24 protein-coding genes are annotated in these 24,416 nt (G+C 49.9%); 14 read left to right on the top strand and 10 right to left on the bottom strand.

The window, feature by feature from the left end; all coding sequences use genetic code 11:
* Positions 1–58: 58 nt before the first annotated feature.
* The gene (locus tag HRI97_RS04040) at positions 59–625 is read right to left on the bottom strand and encodes a J domain-containing protein (RefSeq protein WP_253726761.1); all 567 of its coding nucleotides are present in this window, start codon (positions 623–625) and stop codon (positions 59–61) included.
* 13 nt (positions 626–638) lie between these two features.
* On the bottom strand, positions 639–1,928 hold the full coding sequence (locus HRI97_RS04045) for a glucose-1-phosphate adenylyltransferase (protein WP_253727289.1): 1,290 nt from the start codon (positions 1,926–1,928) through the stop codon (positions 639–641).
* Between the two features lie 283 nt (positions 1,929–2,211).
* On the opposite strand from HRI97_RS04045, the gene flgF reads away from it, so the two are divergent.
* The 7 genes from flgF to HRI97_RS04080 all read left to right on the top strand — a co-directional run bounded on the left by flgF (position 2,212) and on the right by HRI97_RS04080 (position 8,857).
* Positions 2,212–3,012, top strand: coding sequence for a flagellar basal-body rod protein FlgF (flgF, locus tag HRI97_RS04050; RefSeq protein WP_253726762.1), 801 nt, complete (start codon positions 2,212–2,214; stop codon positions 3,010–3,012).
* 34 nt (positions 3,013–3,046) lie between these two features.
* Positions 3,047–3,841 carry a flagellar basal-body rod protein FlgG gene (flgG, locus tag HRI97_RS04055; protein ID WP_016520395.1) on the top strand — a complete coding sequence of 265 codons (795 nt, stop codon included), beginning with the start codon at positions 3,047–3,049 and terminating at the stop codon, positions 3,839–3,841.
* A gap of 577 nt (positions 3,842–4,418) precedes the next feature.
* Positions 4,419–4,943, top strand: coding sequence for a rod-binding protein (locus tag HRI97_RS04060; protein ID WP_253726764.1), 525 nt, complete (start codon positions 4,419–4,421; stop codon positions 4,941–4,943).
* 78 nt (positions 4,944–5,021) lie between these two features.
* Positions 5,022–6,524, top strand: coding sequence for a UDP-N-acetylmuramate--L-alanine ligase (murC, locus tag HRI97_RS04065; RefSeq protein ID WP_253726766.1), 1,503 nt, complete (start codon positions 5,022–5,024; stop codon positions 6,522–6,524).
* A gap of 10 nt (positions 6,525–6,534) precedes the next feature.
* Positions 6,535–7,401: a YicC/YloC family endoribonuclease gene (locus HRI97_RS04070; RefSeq protein ID WP_253726768.1), complete on the top strand. Its 867-nt coding sequence runs from the start codon at positions 6,535–6,537 to the stop codon at positions 7,399–7,401.
* A gap of 36 nt (positions 7,402–7,437) precedes the next feature.
* Entirely contained in the window at positions 7,438–8,007 is a 570-nt protein-coding gene (gene cmk, locus HRI97_RS04075; protein ID WP_253726770.1) for a (d)CMP kinase, read from the top strand.
* A 22-nt stretch (positions 8,008–8,029) separates the two neighbouring features.
* Positions 8,030–8,857, top strand: coding sequence for an HhH-GPD family protein (locus HRI97_RS04080; RefSeq protein WP_253726772.1), 828 nt, complete (start codon positions 8,030–8,032; stop codon positions 8,855–8,857).
* Between the two features lie 259 nt (positions 8,858–9,116).
* On the opposite strand, the gene HRI97_RS04085 is transcribed toward HRI97_RS04080, so the two are convergent.
* The 3 genes from HRI97_RS04085 to nrdD form a co-directional block, all read right to left on the bottom strand.
* Complete coding sequence (locus tag HRI97_RS04085; RefSeq protein WP_253726774.1) at positions 9,117–9,944, bottom strand: ATP-binding protein; 828 nt, start codon at positions 9,942–9,944, stop codon at positions 9,117–9,119.
* Between the two features lie 172 nt (positions 9,945–10,116).
* Positions 10,117–10,611: an anaerobic ribonucleoside-triphosphate reductase activating protein gene (gene nrdG / locus HRI97_RS04090; RefSeq protein ID WP_301338903.1), complete on the bottom strand. Its 495-nt coding sequence runs from the start codon at positions 10,609–10,611 to the stop codon at positions 10,117–10,119.
* Positions 10,611–12,773: an anaerobic ribonucleoside-triphosphate reductase gene (nrdD, locus tag HRI97_RS04095; RefSeq protein WP_253726777.1), complete on the bottom strand. Its 2,163-nt coding sequence runs from the start codon at positions 12,771–12,773 to the stop codon at positions 10,611–10,613. The genes nrdG and nrdD overlap by 1 nt, the downstream gene beginning before the upstream one ends.
* Positions 12,774–12,957: 184 nt before the next feature.
* On the opposite strand from nrdD, the gene HRI97_RS04100 reads away from it, so the two are divergent.
* The 3 genes from HRI97_RS04100 to HRI97_RS04110 are packed head-to-tail and all read left to right on the top strand — an operon-like array spanning position 12,958 to position 14,586.
* Positions 12,958–13,869, top strand: a complete 912-nt coding sequence (locus HRI97_RS04100; protein WP_253726779.1) for a fructosamine kinase family protein — start codon at positions 12,958–12,960, stop codon at positions 13,867–13,869.
* A 37-nt stretch (positions 13,870–13,906) separates the two neighbouring features.
* Positions 13,907–14,143: a hypothetical protein gene (locus HRI97_RS04105; RefSeq protein WP_253726781.1), complete on the top strand. Its 237-nt coding sequence runs from the start codon at positions 13,907–13,909 to the stop codon at positions 14,141–14,143.
* Between the two features lie 17 nt (positions 14,144–14,160).
* The gene (locus HRI97_RS04110) at positions 14,161–14,586 is read left to right on the top strand and encodes a bacteriohemerythrin (RefSeq protein ID WP_180486597.1); all 426 of its coding nucleotides are present in this window, start codon (positions 14,161–14,163) and stop codon (positions 14,584–14,586) included.
* Positions 14,587–14,712: 126 nt separating this feature from the next.
* Here the strand turns inward: HRI97_RS04110 and uvrB are convergent, their stop codons facing one another.
* Complete coding sequence (uvrB, locus tag HRI97_RS04115) at positions 14,713–16,710, bottom strand: excinuclease ABC subunit UvrB (RefSeq protein ID WP_253726783.1); 1,998 nt, start codon at positions 16,708–16,710, stop codon at positions 14,713–14,715.
* A 127-nt stretch (positions 16,711–16,837) separates the two neighbouring features.
* On the opposite strand from uvrB, the gene HRI97_RS04120 reads away from it, so the two are divergent.
* The 3 genes from HRI97_RS04120 to tyrS all read left to right on the top strand — a co-directional run bounded on the left by HRI97_RS04120 (position 16,838) and on the right by tyrS (position 20,169).
* Positions 16,838–17,149: a LapA family protein gene (locus HRI97_RS04120; RefSeq protein ID WP_253726785.1), complete on the top strand. Its 312-nt coding sequence runs from the start codon at positions 16,838–16,840 to the stop codon at positions 17,147–17,149.
* Positions 17,146–18,285, top strand: a complete 1,140-nt coding sequence (locus HRI97_RS04125) for an SPOR domain-containing protein (RefSeq protein ID WP_253726787.1) — start codon at positions 17,146–17,148, stop codon at positions 18,283–18,285. The genes HRI97_RS04120 and HRI97_RS04125 overlap by 4 nt, the downstream gene beginning before the upstream one ends.
* 639 nt (positions 18,286–18,924) lie before the next feature.
* Positions 18,925–20,169 carry a tyrosine--tRNA ligase gene (tyrS, locus tag HRI97_RS04130; RefSeq protein ID WP_253726789.1) on the top strand — a complete coding sequence of 415 codons (1,245 nt, stop codon included), beginning with the start codon at positions 18,925–18,927 and terminating at the stop codon, positions 20,167–20,169.
* 376 nt (positions 20,170–20,545) lie between these two features.
* On the opposite strand, the gene HRI97_RS04135 is transcribed toward tyrS, so the two are convergent.
* Entirely contained in the window at positions 20,546–21,220 is a 675-nt protein-coding gene (locus tag HRI97_RS04135) for an Abi family protein (protein ID WP_253726791.1), read from the bottom strand.
* 80 nt (positions 21,221–21,300) lie between these two features.
* Positions 21,301–21,963 (bottom strand): RluA family pseudouridine synthase, encoded by a 663-nt coding sequence (locus HRI97_RS04140; RefSeq protein ID WP_253726793.1) that lies wholly within the window; start codon positions 21,961–21,963, stop codon positions 21,301–21,303.
* Between the two features lie 29 nt (positions 21,964–21,992).
* On the opposite strand from HRI97_RS04140, the gene HRI97_RS04145 reads away from it, so the two are divergent.
* On the top strand, positions 21,993–23,183 hold the full coding sequence (locus HRI97_RS04145) for a hypothetical protein (protein WP_253726795.1): 1,191 nt from the start codon (positions 21,993–21,995) through the stop codon (positions 23,181–23,183).
* A gap of 14 nt (positions 23,184–23,197) precedes the next feature.
* Here the strand turns inward: HRI97_RS04145 and HRI97_RS04150 are convergent, their stop codons facing one another.
* Both HRI97_RS04150 and HRI97_RS04155 read right to left on the bottom strand, forming a co-directional pair.
* Positions 23,198–23,845 (bottom strand): PTS sugar transporter subunit IIA, encoded by a 648-nt coding sequence (locus tag HRI97_RS04150; protein ID WP_253726797.1) that lies wholly within the window; start codon positions 23,843–23,845, stop codon positions 23,198–23,200.
* Between the two features lie 102 nt (positions 23,846–23,947).
* On the bottom strand, positions 23,948–24,376 hold the full coding sequence (locus tag HRI97_RS04155) for a cytidine deaminase (RefSeq protein ID WP_253726799.1): 429 nt from the start codon (positions 24,374–24,376) through the stop codon (positions 23,948–23,950).
* Positions 24,377–24,416: the final 40 nt, after the last annotated feature.

Below are 24,416 nucleotides of genomic sequence, written 5' to 3' on the forward strand. Positions count from 1 at the left end.
CTGCGCGCGCATATCGTATCGCTTTGTATTTTTTTACTCGATGGCAAAATCGTCGCGTTTAACGGATCGAATTTTTATACGCGAGTATCGCTTTATACGCTTCGACGATTTCTTCGGTCTTTTTGTGTGCGACACGCTGTACCGTTTCGTTTTCGCTGTTCGAATCGGGATGAAAGAGTTTGAGCTTTTTACGGTACGCGCTCCGTATTTCGCTTTCGTCCGCACCCGCTTTTACGCCGAGCGCTTCATAGGCTTTTTGGATGTGAGCGGGCAGCGATTCGAAAGGAAATGCCCTCTCGGCTCCGTTTTCGCTTTTGAGCACTTGGCCGATATTTTTTTTATCTTTTGTATGTAAGATATTTTCAATTTTGAGCTTTGTGCCGCCCCTTTTTCCGCCGTGCATTGCCGTACGCTGCGCTTTAGTTTTGTTTTTTATCCGCTCTCCGCCGTTTGACGCATGAAGCATATCCGCTTCTCCGGATTTGCTCCGCGTTTCGAACCCGTGCGGGCGCTCGTTCGTACCTGCATTCGCTTCGGCTTTTTTTTCACCGCGCTTCGGAATCTCTCCTTTTTCGAGGGCGGCTTTGAGCAAATCGCCGAGCTTATCGTACATCGAATCCGTCACGAAAACGCCCGCCTTAAATCACCGTATTCGAAGGGATGACCGCGCCCTTTCTGATGACGATGATACCGTCCGCGTAATAAAACAAGCCGTGGTCGCCTTCTTCATACTGATTTCCGCTTACGTTGATGGAGCAGTTGTCGCCGATGTGCACGTCTTTATCGATTATGGTACGAGCGATGCGGCAGTTTTTTCCGATGCCGAGATCCGGTATATTGTGTTCTGCATTCCAGCGTTTGGACGCTTCGGTTTCGTAGGCATCGGCGCCCATCATAATCACCCCGTCGAGAGAACTTCCCGCTTCGATGATCGAGCGGATGCCGATGACACAGTGATTGAGGCGGCTTTCGGTGATGATACATCCTTCCGCCGTGATCGAAGCGTTTATATCGGCTTTATTGATTTTCGACGGCGGAAGGTTCGGAATATGCGTATAGATCGGCTCGTTTTCATCGTAGATATTGAACTGCGGAGTCGTTTCGGTCAAATTGATATTCGCTTCGTAAAAACTGCCGATCGTTCCGATATCTTCCCAATAGCCGTCGAAGATGTACGAATTGATCTTTTTCGTTTTTATCGCCGCGGGAATTATCTCTTTTCCGAAATCGGTCATATCGTTGTCGAGCATTTCATCCATGACGGGAGCGTTGAAGATATAGATACCCATCGATGCGAGGTATTCTTTTTCCGGAGGCAGATTGCCGCGCGAGCTTTCGGGAATTTTCCAATCGTCGATATTCATGTCCCGTGCGGGCTTTTCCATGAATTCCGTGATGCGGTTTTCGCCGTCGATCTTCATAATGCCGAAGCCCGACGCGTCGCTCCTGTTTACCGCCGTCGTCGCAATCGTTACGTCGGCACCGCTTTCGAGGTGAGATGTCATAAACGTGCGCAAGTCCATGCGGTACAGCTGATCGCCTGAAAGGATGATATAGTGCGTCGGTTTTTGCGGTTTAAAGTGCGGAAAATTTTTCCGCACCGCGTCGGCGGTTCCTTCGTACCAGCCGGTGTGTTCGAGCGTCTGTTCTGCGGCCAGTATTTCGACAAAGCCGTGTGAAAAGCGGTCGAAGTTGTACGAATTGCTTATGTGCATGTGCAGCGAAAACGAATTGAACTGCGTGAGCAGGTATATTTTTTTGTAGCCTGAATTGATACAGTTTGAAATCGGCACGTCGACGATGCGGAATTTTCCGCCGAACGGAACGGCCGGCTTCGAGCGGACTTTTGTGAGCGGAAAAAGCCGCGTTCCTTTTCCGCCTCCGAGAATGATCGAAAGAACGCATAAATCTTTTTCTTTATCGGGCATCATACCTCCCGTGCTTTGAATCGCTGTAAAATCAAAGCATATCTGTAATTCAGTATAAAGCATGACTGCGTATTTTGCAAATTATTTTTGCTAAACACGGCGTTTTTCTTCGCCGATACAATAATAAGAGGAATGATAAAAAGCACCGTCTGAAATATCGCCGTCGCTTTTTATCTCGAGTTTGCATTGCAAACTCGATTATTTAACATGTGCGCTCTCGCGCACGGCTAAAAACTTTTTCGGAAGTTGCAACTTCCTGCAAAAGTTTTTATGAGAGGCAGTTATGATACGCGGTTGGTATATAGGTGCAAGCGGCATGAACGGCGAGCAGAACAGACTCGATGCGATTTCGAACAACCTTGCAAACGTGGATACGACGGGCTACAAACGGGATGTCCGCGTGAGCAAATCGTTTTCGGAACTCCTTTTACGGCGGACGAACGCCGACGGTGTTTACGAAACGCCCTTCGGCAGCGCGGACGCCGCTCCGATTATCGGAAAGCTCGGACTCGGTATCGAAACGAACGAACAGTTTACCGATTTCGAACAGGGTTCATTTAAAACGACGGGTACGAAAACCGATTTTGCGCTCGGAGGCAAGGGATTTTTTACCGTGCAGACGCCGATCGGCGAGCGCTATACGCGGAACGGAAATTTTTTTATCGGTAAAGAGCGCATCCTCGAAACGAAAGACGGTTATCCCGTTATGGGTGAAAAAGGCATCATCACGCTTGAAAACGATCGGTTTACCGTGCGGGAAGACGGGAAGATCATCGACGAAGAGGGCAACGAAATCGACAGGCTGAAAATCGTGCGCTTCGACAACGAGCGCTATTTGAAAAAGATGGGAGAGAGCCTGTACAACACGAACGATATCGCAGGTCCCGCCCATATCGCCGAAGGAAACGAACGCCCGCGTGTTTTGCAGGAATACGTTGAAACGTCGAACGTAAACGTCGTCAACGAAATGGTGCGGATGATCGAAGTGAACCGCGCGTACGAAGCGAATCAAAAGACGATTCAAAGCGAAGACTCGATGATGGAAACGCTGTGGTCGCGCGTTGCGCTCTATCAGCACGGATAAAATAGGATGATTTAATAAGGACAGCGAGGACGATATGGTCAGAAGTTTATGGACGGCTGCGACGGGTATGAACGGTCAGCAGACGAATATCGATGCGATTTCTCACAACCTCTCAAACGTCAATACGACCGGCTACAAACAGCAGCGCGTCGAATTCGAAGATTTGATATATCAAACGGCAAAGCTCGCAGGTACGCCCGCGACCGAAGACACGGTGACGCCCGTCGGCATCCAGCAGGGGCACGGCGTCAGAGTCGGCGCGACGCAACGCATCATGCATCAGGGCTCGCTCCAGCACACCGGAGTTTCCACAGACGTCGCCATCGTCGGAGACGGATTTTTCCGCGTGCAAAAATACGACGGCAGCTACGCCTATACGAGGGACGGTTCGTTTCAAGTCGATTCGACCGGCCAGCTCCTCACATCCGACGGTAACCGCGTTATGCCGGAGATCATTTTACCGGAAGGCTACGACGTGCAGACCCTCGTCATCAGTCAGGACGGAAGGGTCGGCGTAAAGATAAACGGAGAGACGGAGCCGACGGAAGTAGGACAGCTCGAACTCTACCGCTTTCCGAACGAAATCGGACTCGAAGCCGACGGCGACAACCTCTTTAAAGTGTCGAATGCGTCCGGCGCTCCGATCGCAAGCCGCCCGGGCTTTGAGGGTATGGGAAAACTCGAACACAAATTCCTTGAAATGAGCAACGTATCCGTCGTCAACGAAATGGTCGCGATGATCGTCGCGCAGAGAGCGTACGAGTTTAACAGCAAAGCGATTCAAACGTCCGACACCATGCTCGGCACTGCGGTGAGCTTAAAGCGCTAAACCGCGTCACTTGAACGAGCGCGGAGCGCGAAGTTCCCCGAGCAAACGGCAGTGTTGCTGCCGGGAATGTAGTTGATTTTTTATGTTACACGTTATTTTTAGAAAATAGCGTGTCTTATGCGTAAGACGTGGGATATCCGTGATGGGTTACGTATGAGAAATGTGTACATAGAAAAGAAGCGTATATACATAAAAAAAGGCGGAACGCGAGGCAGCGGCAATGCCGCCGAGCCGCTCAGACCGATGGCAAGCAAAATTTCGAAGAAATTTTGCGCAGTCCGATTCCGATTACGGTCTGCCGCGGTGAACGGCAGTGTCGCTGCCGGGAGTGTAGCCGATTTTTTACGTTACACGTTATTTTTAGAGGGTCGTGTGTCTCATGCATAAGACGTGGGATATTCGTACTTTGCGCAAAAGTTTTTTGGAGGAACGATAAAAAGCGGTGTCTAAGATATCGCCGCCGCTTTTTATCTCGAGTTTGCAAGGCAAACTCGATTATTCGACGTGTGCGCTTATGCGCACGTCAAAAAACTTTTTCGAAAACTGAAGTTTTCTGCAAAAGTTTTTTGGAGGGAAGATGAAGATAAGCAGCGTCAACTCGTCGTTATTGAACGGAACGGAAACGATGCAAAAAGCGCGGGAAGCGGGAGAGGGCGCTTCTTTTTCCGATTTGGTAAAACGCATACGCGCATCCGCTTCCTTTCAAAGCGCATCCGTCGCATCCGAACGGGTTGTCGAAGACGGGCGGTTAAACGGAGATTTCGCTTCGGGCTTTGCAAATACGTTTACGAACGAAAGCGATAAAAAAGCGCTTCCCGTCGGAGCTGCGGCAAACGGCGCGGGTGTTCACGCAAAAAGCGCGACGATCGACAGGACGAGCAAACTCTACGAAAAATCGCTCGAACTCGAATCCTACATCGTCAAAATCATGGTGTCGTCGATGCGCAGCACCGTTACGAAGACTTCTCTTTTCGGCGGCGACAGTTTTGCTTCTCAAATGTACGAAGACATGATGTATGACGAATACGCGACACAGCTTACAAAAAACGCCGGTTTCGGTTTGGCGGATCAAGTGTACTTACAGCTCAACGTGCAGGCGTAATTTTTTCGATATTTTCATTGCTCGGTAATATAAAATCTCCGCATTGTGCGTTTTTTGCGCTTGTGCTAAAATAGCGCCATGTCACAAATCTCTCTTCCGAAAGATTTTACCGGCGTTCGCGTTCACTTCGTCGGCATCAAAGGCACCGGTATGGCAGCCCTCGTCGAAATCCTCAAAAAACGCGGCGCCCTTATAACCGGAAGCGATGTTGCGGAAAGGTTTTACACCGACGCCGTCCTCGAAAAGCTCGGCATACGCGCCCAAGCGTTTTCGGAAAAAAACATCACAGACGATATCGATTACGTCATCTATTCGTCGGCGTACGATCCTGAAAAAAATCCCGACTTAATCGAAGCGCGCTCTCGCGGTATCCCCTGTCTTTTATACACCGAAGCGCTCGGAGCAGTTTCCGCGCAGTCTTACAGCGCCGCCGTTTCGGGCGTCCACGGTAAAACGAGCACGACCGGAATCGTCGGAACGATTTTCGAAGAAACGGATATCCCCGTGCAAGTGCTTGCGGGCTCCGCCATCGCCTCTTTCGGCGGAAGCTGCACGATGACAAGCGAAAACTACGACATAAAAAAATCTCGCAATTATTTTGTCGCGGAAACCTGCGAATACCGGCGCCACTTTATGTCCTTCCATCCTCAAAAGATAATTTTGACGAGCGTCGAAAGCGATCATCAGGATTATTATCCGACCTATGAAGACATCAAAAATGCCTTTATCGATTTTATCTGCAAGCTGCCGTCAGGCGGCACCCTCATCTACTGCGCGGACGACAGGGGCGCCGCCTCCGCGGCCGAAGCGGCATATAAAAAGAGGGGCGACATCGAAATGATCCCCTACGGGGAAAAGGCGCAGGGCGATTACCGCTTGACGATCGGTAAAACCGAAAACGAAGCGCAGCATTTTTCGATCGGCTTTTTGGGAGAGGCTTCTCTTTACGTTCCCGGAAAACACGAAGTGCTCGACGCGTGCGCGGCTTCCGCCCTCGTGCGGGAAATTATTAAAAGCGACGGAAAAGATCCCGATCTCTACCGCGAACGGATCGTACGCGGCCTTGCAAATTTCAGAGGCGGAAAGCGGCGGAGCGAAGTTATCGGAAAAGCGTTCGCGGGCAAAAACTCCGTCGTCTTTATCGACGATTACGGTCATCACCCGACGGCGATCAAAACGACGCTCAAAGGTTTCCGTGAATTTTACGGCGGCAGAAAAATCATCGTCGATTTTATGTCGCACACCTATACGCGCACTTCAGCTCTCCTCGAAGAATTCGCTTCGGCTTTTTCCGATGCCGACGAAGTGATCCTGCATAAAATATACGCTTCCGCGCGTGAAAGCGCCGAAGGGATGAGCGTTACCGGAAAAACGCTTTTCGAAAAAACAAAAGCGCATCGCGGAAACGTTCATTATTTTGAAGAAGTGCTCGACGCGAAAGACTTTGCGCTTTCAGAATTGGCAAAACCGCTTTCAGCCGATTTTCCGAACGGCTGTCTTTTCGTAACGATGGGCGCGGGTGACAACTGGAAACTCGGCACCGCTCTTTTTGCCGCGTGCAAGGATGCGGCAAAAAAATGAGGACTGCGCTATGACGAGCATGACCGGTTATGCTTACAGTGAAGCGGATAGCGGAGACGCTTCCGTTTCGGTCGAAATAAAATCCGTAAACGCGCGTTTTTCGGACGTGACGATAAATCTCCCGCCGTATTTGAATCGACTCGAAAAGCGTTTCCGCGAAGCGATCGCCGAAAAAGTCGTGCGCGGAAAAGTCGATGTCTTTATCCGCGTAAAAGAAACGAACGCCGACTGTACCGTTACCGCCGACATTCCCGCCGCGAAGTTTTATGCCCGTGCGATTTTAGATATTGCATCGGCTGTCGGTGCGCAAAAGAATGACATCCTTTCCATCGTCGCCTCGCAGCCCGGCGTACTCAAAACCGAAATGACCTATGACATGGAAAAATATCGGAATATGATTTTTCCGGTCTTTACCGACGCTCTCGAATCCTTTTGCGATGACCGAAAACGGGAAGGAGAAAACCTCGCCTGCGACATAGAAGAAAAACTCGAAACGCTTTTCCAAGCCGCGGATTTTTTTAAAAAGCGCCAGGGCGAAATGGAGTCTCTTTTTAAAGAGCAGATTGCGCAAAAATTCAACGAACTTTTGGGAGACGCTGCCGACGAGCAGCGCATCATGACCGAAACCGCCGCCATGATCGTAAAGTATACGATAAACGAAGAAGTCGTCCGCCTGCAAAGCCATCTCGAAGCGCTTAAAAACGAAATGTTGACGAACGACGCTCCCGGCAAAAAAATCGATTTTTTGTGTCAGGAGATAAACCGTGAAATCAATACGATCGGCAGCAAAAGCCAATTCGCCGACGTCAGCGCCCAAGTAATCGCCGCAAAAGACGCCCTCGAAAACATACGCGAACAGGCTCGAAACGTCGAATAAATTAATAATCGACAAAAGGAAAATATAAGGAAATGTATGGCACGGTATAAAATTAAAGACGGCAGGGAACTCCGCATTGCGGTTTCGGGAAAATCCGGCTGCGGCAATACGACGGTGAGTTCTCTCCTTGCGCGTTCTCTCGGCATCAAACTTGTCAATTATACGTTCCGTCAGCTCGCCGAAGAAAGAGGGCTTACGCTCGAACAGGTTATCGAAAACGCGAAAAACGACGACGGCTATGACAGATATATCGATACGCATCAAGTGGAACTCGCCGAAAAAGAATCCTGCGTACTCGGCTCTCGCCTTGCGATTTGGATGCTCGAAAAAGCCGACATAAAAGTCTATCTCAAAGCGAGCGACCTCGCGCGTTCTCGGCGCATCTTCAAACGCGAAGGAGGCGATTTGCAGAGCATCGCCGATTTTACTGCGATGCGCGACAGAGAGGATACGAGACGCTATAAAAAAACCTACGGTATCGACAACGACGCCTACGAAAAAGTCGCCGATATCGTTATCGACACCGAACGTAAAACTCCTGAAGAGATCGCGGACGATATCCTTGCAGAGCTGGTATCGCGCGGCTTTGTCGAAAAAATCGATTGAGCGGCTGCGGGACGAAAAACGCATGACATTAACTCAAGACGCGGTCGACGATTTTCGAGCGGTGATTATTAAAAATTATAAAGAGCGAGCGAGGGTTTTTCCGTGGCGGAAAACGCGCGACGCGTACAAAATACTCGTTTCGGAAATGATGCTGCAGCAGACACAGACGCTTCGCGTCGTTCCGAAATACGAAGCGTGGATCGAAGCGTTTCCCGATGCGCCCTCTCTCGCTTCGGCGCCTTTTTCGGATGTGCTTGCGCATTGGAACGGACTCGGCTACAACAGGCGGGCGAAGTATCTGCAGGAAGCGTGCAGAGAAGTATGCGCTTCTTACGGCGGAAAATTTCCGCGCGAGAGAAAACTCCTCGAATCTCTTCCCGGGATCGGACCGTATACGGCGGGCGCCGTAGCGGCCTTTGCGTTTAACAAAGCCGAAGTCTTTATCGAAACGAATATCCGCTCGGTGTTTATTTTTTTCTTTTTCGGAAACACAAACGAAAAAGTATCCGATGCGGAAATTCTTCCTCTCGTCGAACTGACGCTCGACAAAACGAATGTACGCGAATGGTACTGGGCGCTCATGGATTACGGAGCCGAGCTTAAAAAACGCGTGCAAAATCCGTCGCAAAAAAGTGCTCACTACGTGCGGCAGTCCCCTTTCCGCGGCTCTCTCCGCGAAGCGCGCGGCGCCATCGTTCGGCAACTTACCGAAAAAAAATCGACCACGCTTTCTGAAATTGCGCGCTCGGAGGGCATCTCTCTTTCGCGCTTGGAAAAAGCCGCCCTTCGTTTGCTCGAAGAACGCTTTGTGTGCGAAACGAAGGGCGTGTACCGCGTGCGGGAAGAATGAGCGGGAGCCGGTTGTCGAGCAATAAACCGTATATTTATGCAATGACGCGGACAGCAAAAATTAATAATTTTTTTCCGAAATTTGCAAAAAAGTACGGAAAATCGACCTGTTTTGAGACGGGCGGTGCGATTTTCGCCCGGCGATTTAATTGTATAAATATGCGATATTAAAGTATATTTATACAGCTGAAACCGATCCGTAAAGCGATGCGCCCGCTGACATTATGCGCGAAGCGCTCAGCGTTTGCACCCGCCGTGCTTCACTCGTCCAAAATACGGCCGTCGCATGAAACGGTGACGACTCGCCACGGAATAAATTTTCCGCTCGCTTTAAGCGCGTTTACCGCAGCGCTTTCGATGCCGCCGCAGCAGGGCACTTCCATGCGGACGACGGTGAGGCTTTTGATATTGTTTTCGCCGATAATCGCAGCAAGCTTTTCCGTGTAGTCGCCTTCGTCGAGTTTCGGACAGCCGATGAGCGTCGTTTTGCCTTTAATAAAATCGTTGTGAAAATTTCCGTATGCGTAAGCGGTGCAGTCCGCCGCGATCAAAAGGTGCGCGCCGTCGAAATACGGAGCGCGGAGAGGGGCGAGTTTGATCTGTACGGGCCACTGCCGAAGCTGCGATGAGGGGACGGGCATAGCTTGAAAAGACGGGGAGTGCGGAGCGTCGGCTCCTTCCCGGTCAAACGATCGGAGTGCGGAACCCGGACAGGCAGTCGGACGGTACGCATGCAGGGGAGATGCGGCATTTCGATCGAAGGTGCGCGAAGCGGATCCGGGACATCCTCCCGCACGATGAAAACTTCTTTCGCCGCTGCACTCTCCCTGCCGCGCGTGAAGAGCGGCGCGCGAGGCTTTGTGAACTTCGACCGCTTTTTGATCGTAGGCTGCGGCTTCCCGTTCTTCAAACGTGATAGCCCCCGTCGGGCATTCGGGGAGACAGTCTCCCATACCGTCGCAGTAATCGTCGCGGATGAGTTGCGCTTTGCCGTCTACCATGGCGATAGCTCCTTCGTGGCATGCGGTCACGCAGGCGCCGCAGCCGTTGCATTTTTCCCGATCGATATGAATGATCTGCCGTTTCATAATTTTTCCGTAAAAGTTTCCGTGTGATAAACGCGCGTTTTTAAGCGAACGTTGTTTTATCGGTATAATTCAATCTTGTTACATTATATCGTTTTTTATAAAAGGAATACGTTGTAAAAACAACGCATTTTGAAAAACGCGACATTCGGCCTAAAAATATGCGGACGGCAATTTACCGGCTGCGGTTTTTCAAATACAGGATGCGCTGGTTCCGTGAGCCTCGGAACGCGAGCGTTATGTCCCGCTCTTCTTCGATAAAAGGTCCGTCGATGAGTACATCGATGAGGGAGAGCATTTCGTCCGTCGCTTCGCAGTGTTTCCGTCCGCCGGAAAGCAAATCCGATTCGTACACGTAGCCCGTGTAGCACCATATCGTTTTGTGCGGAAAGACTTTTTTGACGCGGCGCAAAAAGGGGAGGATATCCCGCTGGTTTTCTTCTTCGAAGGGCTCTCCTCCGAGTACGGTAAGACCTGCGATATAATCGGGTTCCAGGGCACGCAGGATTTCGTCTTCGGTTTCTTTTGTGAATTGCTTACCGTAGAGGAAATCCCACGTTTCTTTTTGAAAGCATCCCTTGCAGCAGTTGCGGCAGCCGGAGACGAAGAGCGAAACGCGTACTCCTTCTCCGTCGGCCACATCCGTTTTTTTTATGGCGCCGTAGTACATTACAAGTGCAGCACGCGCTCTTTTATTTCCTGCGTGCGTCCCTGATTCCAGTACTGCGTGCCGATATAGCCGCAGGTACGGCGTGCCACGTTCATCTTCGCCTGATCGCGGTTGCCGCAGTTGGGGCATTCCCACACGAGCTTGCCGTCGGTATCGGAAGCGATACGGATTTCGCCGGTAAAGCCGCAGCTTTGGCAAAAATCGCTTTTCGTATTGAGTTCGGCATACATGATATTGTTGTAGATGTGTTTTAAAAGCGCCATAACCGCTTCCATATTGTTTTCCATATTCGGCACTTCGACATAGCTGACCGCACCTCCGGGAGAAAGCTCTTGGAACTGCGATTCGAATGTCAGCTTTGCAAACGCGTCTATCGGCTCGGTGACGTGCACGTGGTAGCTGTTCGTGATATAGTTTTTATCGGTGACGCCGGGGATGATGCCGAAGCGCTGTTTTAAACACTTGGCGAATTTATACGTCGTGCTTTCAAGCGGCGTGCCGTACAGCGAAAAGGCGATAGTCGTTTCTTTTTTCCACTCGGCGCACGCATCGTTTAAGCGGTGCATGATAGCAAGCGCAAAAGGCGTCGCTTCGGGATCGGTGTGCGATTTTCCCGTCATATAGCGCACGCATTCGCAGAGTCCCGCGTATCCGAGCGAAATCGTCGAATAGCCGTTGAACAAAAGCTTATCGATTTTTTCACCCTTTGCGAGGCGCGCTATAGCTCCGTTTTGCCACAGGATCGGAGCCGCATCGCTTTTCGTTCCGAGAAGGCGTTTGTGACGGATCATGAGTGCGCGATAGCACAGTTCAAGCCGCTCGTCCATGATGCGCCAAAATTTTTCCGTATCGCCGCCCGAAGAGCAGGCGACGTCGACGAGGTTCAGCGTAACAACTCCTTGGTTAAAGCGGCCGTAAAATTTCGGCTTGCCGTTTTCGTCGCGATAAACCGTGAGAAAAGAGCGGCAGCCCATGCACGGATAACAGTTGCCCTCTTTGAGTTCGAGCATTTTCTTTTCGGAAATATAATCGGGCACGAGACGCCTGGCCGAACACTTCGCCGCAAGCTCGGTGAGATAATAATATTTCGAATTGCGCGCGACGTTGTCGTCTTCGAGCACGTAGATGAGCTTCGGGAAGGCGGGCGTGATCCATGCGCCCGCTTCGTTTTTGACGCCCTGATAGCGCTGTTTGAGCGTTTCTTCGATGATGAGCGCCAAGTCCGCTTTTTCCTGCGCGTTTTTCGCTTCGTTCAGATACATAAAGACCGTGACGAAGGGCGCCTGTCCGTTCGTCGTCATCAGCGTAATCACTTGGTATTGGATCGTTTGCACGCCCCGCTTTATTTCATCGCGCAGACGGTTTTCGACGATGTACGAAAACTGTTCATCCGTTACGGAAAGCTTTGTCGTCGCGATCATCTCTTTCGTTTCTTTTTCGATTTTTTTGCGGCTCACGTCTACAAAGGGCGCGAGGTGTGCGAGCGAAATGCTCTGGCCGCCGTACTGACAGCTTGCAACTTGAGCGATGATCTGCGTCGCGATATTGCACGCGGTCGAAAACGAATGAGGCCGGTCGATTTTCGTATTGCTGATGACCGTGCCGTTTTGCAGCATGTCTTCGAGATTGACGAGATCGCAGTTGTGCATGTGCTGCGCAAAATAGTCGGCGTCGTGAAAGTGGATGATGCCTTCGGCATGCGCTTTGGCGATATCTTCGTCGAGCAAAAATCGTCTCGTGATGTCTTTGCTCACTTCGCCTGCCATATAGTCGCGCTGGACGCTGACGACTGTCGGGTTTTTATTCGAGTTTTCCTGTTTGACTTCTTCGTTGTTTTCATCGAGCAAACTTAAAATCTGCGCGTCCGTCGTATTCGCTTTTCTCATGAGCGCGTGACGATAGCGGTACGTGATATAGGTTTTTGCGACATTGTATGCGCCGCACCTCATGATACCGTTTTCGACGCGGTCCTGAATCGTTTCGACGTCGAGCGCGTGTCCGCTTTTCGCACATTCGATTTCTATGTCATCCGCGACGGAATCGATTTGAGCTTGCGTGAGCCGCTCGGTTTCCGGTACCTGTTCGTTCGCTTTTGAAATTGCAACCGTTATTTTCGATCGGTCGAACGGAACTTCCGCGCCGCTTCGTTTTATGATTTTCATATATTCCCCTTATTTCCCCGATATTTTCGATGAAATCGATATAAAATTGATATTGTTATAATTTTAACACTATATATAGCGCTTTATCGCTAATTAATCTACCAGATATAGCGTTTTTAGTCAAGTGAAATATAAAAAATCGCGCTATATATTAAAAAAGATCGATTTTTGCTATACTTGCCGTATGGACGAAGCATTTTTACGCTATACGTCGCTCGCGCATGCGCTCACGGATATCTTCGGGCGCGGCATTTCGATTTTGCATACCGAGCGGCTTTCGGGCGGCGACATAAACAAAGCGTACGCGCTCATCCTTTCAAACGGTAAGCGCGTTTTTATGAAAGCGAACGCAAAAGAAAACGCCGCTTTTTTTACCGCCGAAGCGGCAGGTCTTTTTGCGATCGCATCGACGGGTACGATCGCCGTTCCGCACGTTTTGGGCGCGGGTACGGACGACGGAGAGACAGCCGGTTATTCTTTTTTGCTCCTCGACCATATCGTTTCCGGCGAAAAAAACGCTTCATATTGGGAGACTTTCGCCTGCTCGCTCGCAGCTCTGCATAGGGCGGACTGCACTTCTTTTTCTTCCGGTAAAAAATTCGGCTTTATCGAAAACAATTTTATCGGAGCGTCCGAACAGATAAATGTGCCGTCCGATTCATGGGTCGATTTTTTTCGTGAATGTCGTCTCGCTCCGCAGTTTAAAAAAGCCGCTCGGTATTTCGATACGGCGATGAACGGAAAAATCGTTACACTGCTCGACCGTTTGGAACGCTTTATCACGGAACCCGCGTCTCCTTCGCTTTTGCACGGCGACCTGTGGAGCGGGAACCTTATGTGCGATTCCCGCGGCAAAGCGATGCTCATCGATCCCGCATGCTATTGCGGAAACCGGGAAGCGGATATTGCGATGACCGAGCTTTTCGGCGGATTTCCGCGCGCATTTTACGATGCGTATAATGAAGCATTTGCGTTTGAAGAAGGCAGGGAAGAGCGGCGCGATCTGTACAATCTCTATCATTTATTGAATCACTTGAACCTTTTCGGCAGGGCATATTTTTCCGCCGTGTGCGACATCGTAAACGAATATGTTTGATATGCAAACATATTTGACATGATTTGAAAATGCAGTTATGATAAGAAATCAGCTTATGCTGAAAATCATCTTGAGAGGTATAGATATGAAAACGAATGCACCCAAAACGACGACGTGGTGGATCGCCGTCATCTTACTGGCCGTCGGCTTTGTCAGCGTCATGTTGATGGGTCGTGTCAATCTCGGCTTTTTGCAGCAGGGGCGCTGTTATTATTGGCTTACTTTTGCGGGCGGCGCTTTGCTTGCGTTGAGTACGGTTTTTAAAGGTCTTTAAATTAATGGGAGTATGGTATGGAAAAGGTTGCAAAGGTTCAGTGGGACGATTCCTATCTTTTGAATATACCGGAGATAGACGCTCAGCATAAACGGCTGCTCGCTATTGCAAACGAGCTCTATGACGCTGCGACGGGATCTCCCGAAGATTATAAACTGAAGATGTCGAAGGTATTGAAATCGCTGACCGATTACACCGTTTACCACTTCACCGAAGAAGAAAAATTTATGGCGAAATACGGTTATCCCGCGACGAGCACGCATAAGGTTGCACACGATGCGTTTGTGCGCGAAGTCGAAATACAGATTCGAAGGCTCGACGGCGGTACGCAGGATGATGCGCTCAAACTTTATTCGTTTATCGTAAACTGGGTTTTAATGCACATCGCGCGCGCAGACCGTATCTGGGGAAAATTCGTTTCGCAAAAATTGGAGCAGGAATAAAAGCGTCGGAAAAAACCGGCACGCTTACGGGACAAGGAATCGGACATTTTACGATCCGTGTTCCGTAAGCGTAAACGTCGTAAAATGGCCGGTTCAAAAGGCTGTTGGTTTTTCGCGAACCGGAGGCTACGAGCCGTATTGATTTTCGATGTCGCGTATTTGATCGCGGATGACGGCGGCCTTTTCGTATTCGAGGCGGTCGGCTGCTTCCGCCATTTCGTTTTTAAGAGCGGCGATAAGCTTTTTACGCTGCGAAGGCACAAAGAGGTTCGCGCTTTTTTTGAGGACGGCCAGTTCGACCGCCGCCGTTTCTTCGGCTTCTTTTTCTTCATGCACTAAAATATCTTCGACCGCTTTTGCGATCGTTTTCGGCGTAATGCCGTGTTCTTTGTTGTACGCTTCCTGAATTTCCCGCCGGTGCTTCGTTTCGTTCAGCGCTTCCTGCATCGCATCGCTCATTCTGTCCGCATACATGACGACCGTCCCGTCAGCATTGCGCGCCGCCCGCCCGATGATTTGGATCAAGCTCGTCGCCGATCTCAAAAATCCGATTTTATCGGCATCGAGGATCGCGATAAACGATACTTCCGGCAAATCGATCCCTTCGCGCAAAAGGTTGATGCCGATGAGCACGTCGAACTCTCCCGCACGCAGCCCTTTTAATAATTCGACGCGCTCGAAGGTTTCGACTTCGGAGTGGATGTATTTTACTTTGAGCGAAAGACCGAGCAGGTAGTCGGTCAAATCTTCGGCCATTTTTTTTGTCAGCGTCAAAACGAGACTGCGTTCGTTTTTTGCGATGCGCTTTTTGATTTCGTTGTAGATATCTTCCATCTGGCCTTCGCTCGGCCGCACTTCGACGATCGGATCGAGAAGACCGGTGGGTCTGATGAGCTGTTCGACGACTTGCGTGCTCTGTTTTACCTCTTCTTTGCGGGGCGTTGCGCTCACGTAGATGACTTGGTTGAGCTTTGCGGAAAATTCGGCAAACTTGAGCGGGCGATTGTCGAGCGCGCTCGGCAGGCGGAAACCGAAATCGACGAGGTTTTGTTTTCGGCTCCGATCTCCTTCGTACATTGCGCCGAGCTGCGGGACGGTGACGTGTGCTTCGTCGAGCATGCACAAAAAATCGTCGGGAAAATAGTGGAGGAGCGTCGCAGGAGGCTCTCCCGTCTTCCGCCCCGTGATCGGTGCGGAATAGTTTTCGATGCCGGGACAGTAGCCCATCTCTTTCATCATTTCGATATCATACGTCGTGCGCGTTTTGAGGCGTTCGTATTCGAGCGGTTTTTTTTGCGCTTCAAGTTCGGCGAGGCGAGCGTCGAGTTCCCTTTGTATGCGTTCGGTTGCGGCGACGAGCAGTTCGTGCGGCACGACAAAGTGACGTGCGGGATAGATGACCGTTTCGTCCAAATCTTCGATCGTCTTTCCCGTCATCACGTTGAAGCGCTTTATCTTTGCGACTTCATCCCAATCGAATTCGATTTTATACGCTTCGTCCGTTTCCATGTATGCCGGAAAGATTTCCATGACGTCGCCGCGGATTCTGAAATTGCCCCGCTCCAATACGGCGTCGTTGCGCTTGTACTGCAGCGCGATGAGTTCTTCCGCGATCGTATGCGTAGTGCGCGATTCTCCCTTTTCGATGTGTACGCGCATCTCTTTGTATAAGTCCGGCATACCGAGGCCGTAGATACACGACACCGTTGCAACGACGACGACGTCGCGCCGCTCCATAAGGCTGTACGTTGCAGCCAAGCGCATCCGGTCGATTTCATCGTTTATCGACGCATCTTTTTCTATATATAAATCCCGTGCGGGCACGTATGCTTCGGGTTGATAATAATCGTAGTACGAAACGAAGTATTCGACGGCGTTGTCGGGAAAAAAACTTTTAAACTCGCGATACAGCTGCGCCGAAAGGGTTTTGTTGTGGCTGATGATGAGCGTCGGACGCTGCACGCGTTCGATGATTTTCGCCATCGTAAAAGTTTTGCCGCTTCCGGTTACGCCTTTGAGCGTCTGGTACTTGTCGCCGCGTAAAAAACCTTCGGCGAGCGCGTCGATCGCCTGTTTTTGGTCGCCCGCCGGTTCGTACGGAGACACTACGTGAAATTTGCGCATACAGTAAATATACCGCACTGTAGAAAAAAAAGCAAAAACGTGCGTTTGCAATTGCATAAGCCGTCTTTTTAAAGTACAATTATTTTCGGTTTCGAATTTTCAAATTCGATTATCCATGTGAGGATCTATGATCGGACTTATAATTTTTATAGTGATAGCGGTATTGATTGCGATTTTTACCGGCTTTAATCTCGGAAATGTCTGCGACGTCAACGTGATTTTCCACACGTTTCACAAAGTACCTGTGTTTATTACGATTATCATATCGTTTATCGCGGGTATCGTCGTCGCGCTGCCGTTTTCGTTCGGCAAAGGCAAAAGCATCGCCGCGAAAAAAATCGATAAGATAAAAGCGAAGGCGGCAAAGGACGCGCTGAAAAATGCCGAAAACGCAGACGGAAAAGCGCCGGCTGAAAATCGGATGACGGAAAATAAATGAAGCGACGATGCCCTTCATTTGCCGTTTTATTATTATTGATTTTTTTTGCACCTCTTGCGGCGGATGAAGCGCAGCCGCTTACCGCCCGAACCGTCGCCGACGCCGCTGCTGCAAAGCCGAACGTCGACGCGTCGATCGCATATATCGCCGAAAACTTACCGAAAGTTTCCGATCCGAAAGAAAAGCGCGCGCTTTATGCGTTTTTCGGCTCGCTTCAGGAACAGCTTGCGCGTTTCGACGATGCGCGCGCATCTTATGCCGCCGCCGCCGCTATCAGCGCAGGCGATGCCGACCGCATGCCGAAAAAGTCGTCGGAACAGCTTGTCCTCGATGCGGTGCGCTGTGCGCTCAGCTCAGGCGATTATGCGGCGGCGGAGCGCTATCTCAATTCGGCGGTGCGTAATTCGAACGACGAAGCGATTCAGGCGCGGATCAAACTCTATGCGCTTTGGGCAGACCTTTGCCGTGCAAACGTGAGCGCCGATTTGGATGAAAGCGTCGTCATGCTGAAAGCGTATATATCGCTCAAGTCGATGGCAAGCGTAAAACCCGCAGTCCTTTTGACATTATGGTATCTTACGGGGGACGCATCTTATGCTGCGGCATTGAAAAAAGAATTTCCGGCATCGCTTGAAACGGGAATCGTAAAAGGTATCGTGCAGATCCTTCCGGCACCGTTTTGGTATTTTTTGCCGAGGAAAGAAGCGGCGCTTCCCGAAATCGATTCGAGCGGGACTGAAAAAATTGCAAGTACTGAAAAAGATACGGAAGCGGCTGCGGTACAAAAAACGGAATCGAAAAAAAATGCCGGTCAATCGCAGACCGCACAAAACGCTTCCGAGCGGGGAGCCTCGGCCGGCGTACAGGGGACGCGAACGGGAGTCGCACAGGGGCAAAGCGCGGCGGAAGGGCAGGGACGTGAAACTTCGCTTCGCAGATTGCAGCTCGGCTTGTTCCGCGAAAAAGCGAATGCCGACAGGCTTGTCGCCGCTCTGAAAGACAAAGGATTTACTGCCGCCGTGACGACGGAAACGAGGGCGAGCGGCACGACGTATTATATCGTAGCGGTTGACGAAACTGACGGCAGTATCGGCGATAAGCTCAGAACAGCGGGATTTGAATTTTATCCGCTGTGATCGATATGACGTTTTTAATTGAAATTGTTATACGTCTCCGATCTGCACGATAGTTTGCAGTTTACGCTCCTTATTCTTTCGGATGTAATAAAAGGTATGAAAGCCGACTGCGATTCCTTATGAGGACACAAAGCGCGACGTTTACGGCGCGCTTTGTGATAGGAGACGCGAAAAAATCCTGCGCGGGGAACTTCGCACTTCGTGCTCGTTGCAAGTTGCGCGGGGAACTTCACGCTGACGCGCTTGTCGCAAGTCGCGCGGGGAACTTCGCACTTCGTGCTCGTTGCAAGTTGCGCGGGGAACTTCGCGCTAACACGCTCGCGATTTCTCCGCACTGCTCGAAATTATTTTTTAAAGTCTGGAGTTGAAAAACGGCCGAGCCGTTTTTCTTTTATAGGAGACGCGAAAAAATCCTGCGCGGGGAACTTCGCGCTAACGCGCTCGTTGCAAGTCGCGCACTGCTCGGATTTGGTTGATGAAGTCGAGAGTTGAAAAACGCTTGGCGCGTTTTTCTTTTATTAACACGCTCGCGATTTCTCCGCACTGCTCGAAATCGCGAGCTCTTGTCTTAATTCTCTCAATCATATAAAATCGAAAATGTATTTTTGGAAAAGTGATTTTAATAATTAAGGATGACGTATGAACAGCACGCTTGCCGAATTGAAAGCGCGGGGATTTTATTCTCAATGTACCGATATCGATTCTCTTTCTTCCCGCATGGACTCGGGTCCCATTACTTTTTACGTCGGCTGCGATCCGACGGGGCCGAGTCTCCACATCGGGCACATGGTTCCGTTTTTTGCGCTGCGGCATCTGCGTTCTGCGGGAAATGTCGGTATCGCGCTCATCGGCGGCGGAACTGCGCGTATAGGGGATCCGAGCGGCAAAACGGAAATGCGCAAAATGCTTTCGTATGAAGAGCTTGACAAAAACGTCGCGCGCATAGAAAAGCAGCTCGACGCCTTTATCGGTTTTGACGGCAAGACGGCGTTTTCGGACAACAATAAAAATTGGCTTGCGGATTTGAACTATATCGATTTTTTACGCGATATCGGTTCCTGTTTTTCCGTCAACAAAATGCTGTCGTTCGAAGCGTACAAAATGCGGCTCGAACGGGGGCTTTCGTTTATCGAATTCAATTATCAGCTTTTGCAGAGTTACGACTTTCTCATGCTGCACAAACGACACGGCTGTATTTTGCAGATCGGAGGCGACGACCAGTGGGGCAATATCACTGCGGGTGTCGATTTGATTCGGAGAAAGCTCGGCGGCACGACGGAAAAAAATATCGAACACGAATGTTTCGGTTTGACCTTCCCGCTCATCATGCGCGCGGACGGGCAAAAGATGGGCAAGAGCGAACACGGCGCGGTATTCCTCGACGCTTCGCTCACGAGCGTGTACGATTTTTTCCAATATTGGCGGAATGTCGCCGATGCGGACGTGCGCAAATTCCTTTTGCTCTTTACGTTTTTGAGTATCGAAGAAATCGATAAAATCTGTGCAGGCAATATCAACGAAGCGAAAGAGCGGCTCGCATACGAAGCGACCGCCGTAATTCACGGCAAAGCCGAAGCCGACAAAGCGCTTTCGGGTGCAAAGGCCGCATTCGGAGGTGAAGGTGACAAAGCGCATATGCCGACGGCGGAAATCGCAAAGCAGGCGATCGAAGAGGGGATCGGAGTAGTCGATCTCTTTGCAATCGCACAGCCGGGCACTTCAAAAAGCGATAACCGCCGCCTCGTCGAGCAGGGGGGCGCGCAGGTAAACGGCCGAGTTGTAAAAGACGTTCATGCGCTCATCACGATAAAAGAAGCGGATGCGGACGGCGAGTTTATTTTGAAAGCGGGCAAAAAGCGGATCATCCGCGTCATCGTAAAATAAGCGGCGCAGGGAGCGGATTACGGGAACGCCGTGCTAAAGTGTATACGGACGCAAAACTCTGAACAGATTATAGCGCAGAACAAGATTTACTCTCGGCTGAAAAATTCAAAACTGAGGCTTTTTCATATTGAGATTCTGTTGAAATATAATTTAACGAAAGTACTTTTATGGGGCGATCAGTTGTTATTTTTTTGTCAGCAAATCAACCCAATTTAGAGGAAATGCGATATGTGCCAAATTGATATCGTCTTTATATTCTTTAAATAAATTTACTATCGGTTTTAGGATCGATGTATTCCATTTTTCCGCATCATAATACAATCCCTTTACCGACTGTATTATTGTCCAAAGTCTATATTTGTCTTTGCCTTCGGTTTTAAATCCTGCGGGAACGGAAGGAAAAATTCCGGTAATAAAGCCGTCCGTAATGTGCACAAATATTCCTTAAATCGGTACAACAACGCAGCCAGCTTTTTATATTATTTGCGGTAGAATGAAATACGGCACGCGCACGCTCTTTTTGATCTTGTGTATTTAAATCGGCAAAAAAGAATGACAGTATCCCGAGCGTAAACAATTCAACAATTACCCGAATCGGAAACATATCATTGTATTTTTGTGTATGATGACGTACAAACGGAAGATTCCTATCGCTGTGTATTTTCTGCTCAATCAGTTTTTTAAATTTTTCATGTTGATGTTTTGCAGAATAATTTTTCTCATTAAAATATCCGACAGCTCCGTATTTATGCGCATGAAAATAAGCGAACGCGGCTCTCGCAAACACTTCTATTTCTTCTATTGCGGAAAAGATTATACGTCGTAGTTTTCGATCGAATTCATAAATATTAAAAACCTGCTCAAAACTTGTGCCTTCAACATACGTATCGTCACTCTTTTTGAACGGTAAAAAATATGCGGACAGGCGATAATAATTTACCGTATTCAGTACAGCAATACAAAATGCATCATCTTTTGTCGTGCATCCGCGCAACTTTAATTTAGCGAGTTGTTGTTCATAGGTTGTGGGATTTTTTATCGGATCAGGCATAAAAAATGCCCCCCCATGGGACACATCAAAGAGAGGTGCGGGGGGGCCTATTGAAATAATAATATTGGAAAAGTCAATTTTCAAATCTTTCGCACATCATTTAAAATCGCACCGAATGCTTTAGGCAATTCTATACGCACGATTTTTTCTTTTCCCGAAAGCGGAAAAGAAAGCTTCGACGCGCACAAGAGCAGCCGTTTTGTACCGCAGTATTTTTTTAATAATTTATTTTTTCCAAAGTTTCCGTGTTTGTCGTCGAACGCGACGGGGCATCCTTTCTTTGCCAAGTGGATACGTATTTGATGCATACGCCCCGTTTCGAGCGTCAGATGGACGAGTGAAAGCGAAAGCGTTTCTCCGCCGCAGTCGATTTCGAAAATGTCGCTTACCGCATATTGCGTAACAGCCCGTTTTATTTCTCCGTGCTGCATGACATCGTCCCTTATCACGCCTTTTCGTTCAGCAAATGTCCCGATGCAAATCGCATCGTATTCTTTTTTTACTGCGCGGGAAGCGACGAGTTTTGACCACTTGGCGGCGGCAGCCTTTGTTTTTGCCGCGATCATAAGACCCGACGTATCTTTATCGAGGCGGTGTACGAGAAAAATTTCGTACCCCGTTTGTTCGGGAAGCTCTTTATCGAGCGGATGAGCGATACCTTCGCCGCCCTGTACCGAAACGCCTGCGGGTTTGTTTATAATGATGATCTCTTCGTTTTCGTATACAATGGGGATCGCATTCATTTCGATAACTATAGACGAGGTGCCGTAAAATGACAAGAAGCTTTGCGCGTTTTTTTCCCGCAGTCTGCGTATTTTTTATCACCCTGTGTATTGAAAGCCCTCTTTTTTCCGAACCTCTCGTCGACAACACATACGGCTGGGCGCTCGACATGCCGGAAGGTTTCAAACTTTCGGACGCGACGGACGACGGCACGTCCTACCTCTTTTCATACGCGAACGTTCCGGTCGTCACTGCGATAAAGCTCTCTAAAAGCGGTACCTATGAATCGAGCGCACAGGCCTTCGACGGTGCCGTCGGAAAATTGCCGGACGGAAAAGGCGAAAAAGAATCGTTCGAATGGCGCGGTACGGATTCCTCGCTCGGAACCTTTTCGATGAAGCTCGGCGGAGTAAGCTATAAGGGCTGGGCACTCGCGGTCGAACTCCCTTTAAACGGAGCGCACATCGCAGTTTTATGCTATGCGAATGAACGGAGTGAAAAAAACTGCGAACCTTTTATCTTATCGATTTTAAACTCCCTCGCCGTCGACCGCGGAAGCTATAGGGAAGAAGGCATCGTCGCGCGCTATGCGTATCCCGCAGCCGAACGAAAGGATATAGAACTTTCGATCAACGGACGAACGATTCGTACGAGCATCGGTGCGGAAGACGAAGAGGCATCCGATTTCGTCATCGATATGGAATTCGCGGTTTTAAAAATGTACGCGGCAAGTCCGCTGTGGAAAGGAGCGTGGCAGCGCTATTACCGTGCGATTTTCCGTGACGGTTGCGGCCGTTTAAAGCGGACGGCCTTCGATGTGCAAAGCGCGCTTCAAGAAGATGCGGCGGCCGTAAATCCCGAACATCCCGATACCGCTTTTGCATCGCTCCTTTTGACTTGGGTGCAGGGGTTTCGCTATGAGCGCAAAATAAATGCCGCGGATTTTACATCTCTTCCCGCCGCCCTCACCGGAAGCGGATCGGACTGCGACACGCGAAGTCTTTTGCTCTGCGCTCTTCTCGAAAACGCGGGAACGAAGTGTGCGCTTTTCGTATCGCGCGATTACAGCCACGCCCTTTTCGGCGCCCTCGTTCCGTCCGTATCTCCGAAAGAAAATGCGCGCATGAGCTCGGGCGGAAAAGATTTTTTACTCGGAGAAACGACGGCTCACGTGTCCCTCGGTTTAATCGCTTCGGATTTCAGCGATCCGAAAAAATGGATTGCAGTGGAACTCCCGTAAATCGCCGATCGCGCTTACGCTTCGATTAATAATTTATATACTTCGTCGGTTGTCGCGGCGTTTAAAAGGCCGTCGCGGAGCTCCTTTTTTTTGAGCTTTGCCGAAAAATACGAAAGCGTCTGCAGATAGTACGAATGCTGGTTGTACGCCGCTGCTATCATAAATAAAAGGGAGACGGGCATATCGTCAATGGGCTGGAAATCGGTGACGGGCGTTTTGCACACGCCGACCGCCATGACCAAATCGGTGACGGACGAAAGGCGCACGTGCGGGATTGCGATGCCGCGTCCGATCGCCGTAGACATAAGCTCTTCCCGCTTTAAGATTTCGGAGACGAGTTCATCGGAACGTTTTACCTGCGGCGCGCTCGAAAGCGTATTTGCAAGTTCGACGAGAGCGTCGTGCCTTGAAGTTTGCGAAATAAAGATGACGCGGTTCGGCGCGAGGATGTTTTTTACCTGCACGACATCGTCTTTTATGCGGCCGCCCGAAGAAGAGAGGCGATCGTTGACCCACTTTTCGACTTCCGATTTTTTAAATCGCCACACGGTTCCGATTTTGCCTGCGGGGATTTCGCCGCGCTGCGCCCAATCGTAGACGGTGCGGTCGGAAACGCGGAGATAATTTGCAACTTCTTCGATGGTGAGAATTGTGTCTTCCATAATTGAATAATTCTGTACTATTTGCGATATCTTGTCAATATTTACATTGTTTTCATAAAAACGGTATTATTTTACAGCCGGTCGGTGCCGAAACAGCGGGTTTCAGAGACCGCCGCCGTTCGATGCAAGTTCGTGTAAACTGTCGTAGGGATACAGCACGCCGAGCGTTGTTTTGATGCAGCGCTTCCAGTCCGGGCCGAATACGACGGGCGTTTCATCCGGTGCGAATTCGCTGAGCACTTGGCGGCACGCGCCGCAGGGGCCGACCGGATAATCGGATGCGGGCGTCGCAATTGCGATCGCGATAAAAGTGCGTATGCCTTGTGAGGCGGCGGTAAAAATTGCGCTGCGCTCGGCGCAGTTCGTAAGCCCGAAAGATCGGTTTTCGATATTTGCTCCGGTGATGATTTTTCCGTCTTCCGTAAGCAGGGCGGCTCCGACGGGAAAATGCGAATAAGGAATGTACGCATACTTTGAAGCTTCGAGCGCTTTTTCAAAGAGAGAGTGCAATTGTTCATCGGCTATTGTCATAAAGCCTCCAATAAAACTACGCATCAAGTCATTGACTTGT

Origin of the sequence: Treponema socranskii subsp. buccale (assembly GCF_024181585.1) — a bacterium.
GTDB lineage: Bacteria > Spirochaetota > Spirochaetia > Treponematales > Treponemataceae > Treponema_D > Treponema_D buccale.

Coding starts and splice junctions, on each gene's coding strand:
- HRI97_RS04085 (WP_253726774.1), bottom strand. CDS start 9,944: ATGAAACGGCAGATCATTCATATCGATCGGGAAAAATGCAACGGCTGC.
- HRI97_RS04060 (WP_253726764.1), top strand. CDS start 4,419: ATGAAGATAAGCAGCGTCAACTCGTCGTTATTGAACGGAACGGAAACG.
- HRI97_RS04125 (WP_253726787.1), top strand. CDS start 17,146: ATGAAGCGACGATGCCCTTCATTTGCCGTTTTATTATTATTGATTTTT.
- HRI97_RS04100 (WP_253726779.1), top strand. CDS start 12,958: ATGGACGAAGCATTTTTACGCTATACGTCGCTCGCGCATGCGCTCACG.
- HRI97_RS04045 (WP_253727289.1), bottom strand. CDS start 1,928: ATGCCCGATAAAGAAAAAGATTTATGCGTTCTTTCGATCATTCTCGGA.
- HRI97_RS04110 (WP_180486597.1), top strand. CDS start 14,161: ATGGAAAAGGTTGCAAAGGTTCAGTGGGACGATTCCTATCTTTTGAAT.
- flgG (WP_016520395.1), top strand. CDS start 3,047: ATGGTCAGAAGTTTATGGACGGCTGCGACGGGTATGAACGGTCAGCAG.
- nrdD (WP_253726777.1), bottom strand. CDS start 12,773: ATGAAAATCATAAAACGAAGCGGCGCGGAAGTTCCGTTCGACCGATCG.
- HRI97_RS04080 (WP_253726772.1), top strand. CDS start 8,030: ATGACATTAACTCAAGACGCGGTCGACGATTTTCGAGCGGTGATTATT.
- tyrS (WP_253726789.1), top strand. CDS start 18,925: ATGAACAGCACGCTTGCCGAATTGAAAGCGCGGGGATTTTATTCTCAA.
- cmk (WP_253726770.1), top strand. CDS start 7,438: ATGGCACGGTATAAAATTAAAGACGGCAGGGAACTCCGCATTGCGGTT.
- nrdG (WP_301338903.1), bottom strand. CDS start 10,611: ATGTACTACGGCGCCATAAAAAAAACGGATGTGGCCGACGGAGAAGGA.
- flgF (WP_253726762.1), top strand. CDS start 2,212: ATGATACGCGGTTGGTATATAGGTGCAAGCGGCATGAACGGCGAGCAG.
- HRI97_RS04070 (WP_253726768.1), top strand. CDS start 6,535: ATGACGAGCATGACCGGTTATGCTTACAGTGAAGCGGATAGCGGAGAC.
- HRI97_RS04135 (WP_253726791.1), bottom strand. CDS start 21,220: ATGCCTGATCCGATAAAAAATCCCACAACCTATGAACAACAACTCGCT.
- HRI97_RS04155 (WP_253726799.1), bottom strand. CDS start 24,376: ATGACAATAGCCGATGAACAATTGCACTCTCTCTTTGAAAAAGCGCTC.
- HRI97_RS04145 (WP_253726795.1), top strand. CDS start 21,993: ATGACAAGAAGCTTTGCGCGTTTTTTTCCCGCAGTCTGCGTATTTTTT.
- HRI97_RS04150 (WP_253726797.1), bottom strand. CDS start 23,845: ATGGAAGACACAATTCTCACCATCGAAGAAGTTGCAAATTATCTCCGC.
- HRI97_RS04105 (WP_253726781.1), top strand. CDS start 13,907: ATGATAAGAAATCAGCTTATGCTGAAAATCATCTTGAGAGGTATAGAT.
- HRI97_RS04120 (WP_253726785.1), top strand. CDS start 16,838: ATGATCGGACTTATAATTTTTATAGTGATAGCGGTATTGATTGCGATT.
- uvrB (WP_253726783.1), bottom strand. CDS start 16,710: ATGCGCAAATTTCACGTAGTGTCTCCGTACGAACCGGCGGGCGACCAA.
- HRI97_RS04140 (WP_253726793.1), bottom strand. CDS start 21,963: ATGAATGCGATCCCCATTGTATACGAAAACGAAGAGATCATCATTATA.
- murC (WP_253726766.1), top strand. CDS start 5,022: ATGTCACAAATCTCTCTTCCGAAAGATTTTACCGGCGTTCGCGTTCAC.